The sequence below is a fragment of the Microcystis sp. LEGE 08355 genome (genome assembly GCF_015207185.1).
GTDB lineage: Bacteria > Cyanobacteriota > Cyanobacteriia > Cyanobacteriales > Microcystaceae > Microcystis > Microcystis panniformis.
On record NZ_JADEXI010000647.1, the window covers coordinates 1 to 2,457 of the forward strand.

Here is a 2,457-nt window from a genome sequence, read left to right on the forward strand (position 1 = left end):
CCCTACACCCCACCAACAAACTTTTTTAGCAAACCCTAATTAGAAATCGATCGAGTCTTCGTGATTAAGAATTGTTTGCAGTATTTCTAGGGGAACAGTAGCAAAGTATTGCTGGAGAAAGTTTTCTAGGGCCACCGCTTCTAGAAATTGCTCAATCTTATTAATTTTTGCCTCATGATTGACTAATTCAAAGGATAAATTTTCTTGATTTTTCTTGACTTTAAAGCCATTTTCTGCTAGGGAAATTAATCCTAATTCTAGGGTATGATAGCTGAGGTTTAAGCGGTTTTGTAATTGTTGACGGGAAATACTGGTTTTAGTTCTAGCTAAATATTTCCCGATCCCGACAAGGTTTATCCATGGGGTGTGAGCGGATTTTTTCAAAGGACTAGCATAGGCAAGAACTAACTTTTTATCCCGTAAAATTGCCTGTTGATATTCCCTGGAAAGTTTTGTCCAATCCCGGGGACATTCCCAGAGAAAAAGGGGATTTAATTGGCTAACTTCTTGACTAATTTCTCGATGGCGATTGTCGATTAAAAAATCTTTTTTATTGCTATAGCTTAAGTATTCTTGTTGATAGGTTTGCAGGGCAATTAAGCGCACTTCATAGCGATTTTTGTAGGTATTAAAATCTAATTCAACTAGGGCATTATAACGGGTATCGGCAGCAATTTCGTCTTTGTGATGACCCCACCACATACCGGGGAATCCCTGCTCGATTGAACTATCCCAAATCTCAAAAGTTGTCCGGGGATAAGCGATTTTTTTGCCCTTGAAATCCTCAAGATTTTTATGCCAAAGATTTTGAAAATAACAATTTTGAATTAATAGCTTCGGTGTCGGATTACCCATCCCGCAGGGTTCCAGCAATTTTAATTCTCGAAATAGACTTTTTCCCAATTGGGAAACCGTCACCACCGCATCCACTTCTATCTGGGAAGAAAGGGAAGTTAAATCAATTCCTGTGCGTCGCAACTGTTGATTAATTCCCTCAATAAATAGGGGTAAATTTTCTATGGTTAAACTTAAACCCGCGGCCAAAGGATGACCACCAAAACGATGTAAAAGATGGGATTGAGAGGATACTAATTGATAGAGATCAATCTCACGAATTGACCGAGCGGAACCCTTAGCAAAAGGTGGTTCACTGGTACTTAATAAAATTGTTGGTCGCTGGTATTCTTGGGCGATTTGTCCCGCAACTAATCCTAAAATTCCCGCCATCCATTGGGGATCATCTAAAATAATTACATTAGTGGTGGAAAGATCAATTCTCTCTAGTTTTTTCTGAACTTGTTTAATAATATCCCGTTGGATTTCTTGGCGACGAATATTGGCTAATTCCGCTTGTTCAGCTAATTCGTGACAACGCTTTTCATCTTCACTGGTGAGTAATTCCACACAAAATCTAGCATCGCCATAAATGCGACTGACGGCATTAATGCGCGGTCCAATACCGAAGGATATATCCATCGGTCTATCTCCGGTTTTGTTACATAACTCGAGTAATTTTTTAACTCCCAAACGCTGAGTATTTTGCAGTTTTTGAAGACCTTTTTGGGCTAAATAACGACATTCTCCCGTCAATTTGACTAAATCAGCAATTAAACCAATCGCAACTAAATCCAGTAAATTTTCTAGGGGTTTTCTGGGAATATCTGCCAGGGTTAAATACATCGCTTCCACTAATTTATAAGCAACAGCAACCCCAGAAAGATGATAGAAAGGATGGGTTTCCACAAAATAGCGGGGATTAATCAGGGCAATCACCTCGGGGCGCTCGTCGGGTAGGGTATGATGATCGGTGATGATAATATCGATTCCTAGACTGTTTGCATAGTCAATTTCAGCGATATTCGTGCTTCCCGTGTCACAGGTGACGATTAAACGGGTTCCTTGATGCGCTAGTTTCTCGATACCGGGACAATTGAGGCCGTGGGATTCTTTTTGGCGATCGGGTATGTAATAATCTAACTGTTGATAGGGTGGGAAAAACTGCCCCAATCCTTCCCAGAGGACACTGGTAGCGGTGACACCATCGGCATCGAAATCACCCCAAATAGTCACTTTTTCACCTTTATTTAGGGCTTTTTCCAGTCTTTTGACGGCAAAGTTCATTTCTTGCCCAAAATCAAAGGGAGTTTTTGACTGATAAGCTTTCTCATCCAGAAACGTCCGCAGAGTCGCCCCATCCCGGACACCGCGATGCCATAATATTTGTGCCACGACGCTGCCATCCGACTCTGGGGTGTAGTCTTGGACTATTTTTAAAAACTCTTGGGGAAGAGCTACCGATGGGGGAATTTGCCAGTTAGACACGGGATATCAAGGAAAAAGTAAAAAAGGTGGCAGTTTTTGTGATTTTCCCTATCTCCATTTAGGGCTTGCTGAATAAATGTGAAATGTAGGCAAGGTAAGGGTTTTGTGGCTTTACGAGCGAAACAGGTGCAAGAT

1 protein-coding gene is annotated in these 2,457 nt (G+C 41.1%); it reads right to left on the reverse strand.

Annotation, left to right across the window (positions count from 1 at the left end; all coding sequences use genetic code 11):
* Positions 1-39: 39 nt before the first annotated feature.
* Positions 40-2,322, reverse strand: a complete 2,283-nt coding sequence (gene recJ, locus IQ242_RS22430; RefSeq protein WP_193961465.1) for a single-stranded-DNA-specific exonuclease RecJ — start codon at positions 2,320-2,322, stop codon at positions 40-42.
* Between the last annotated feature and the right edge of the window lie 135 nt (positions 2,323-2,457).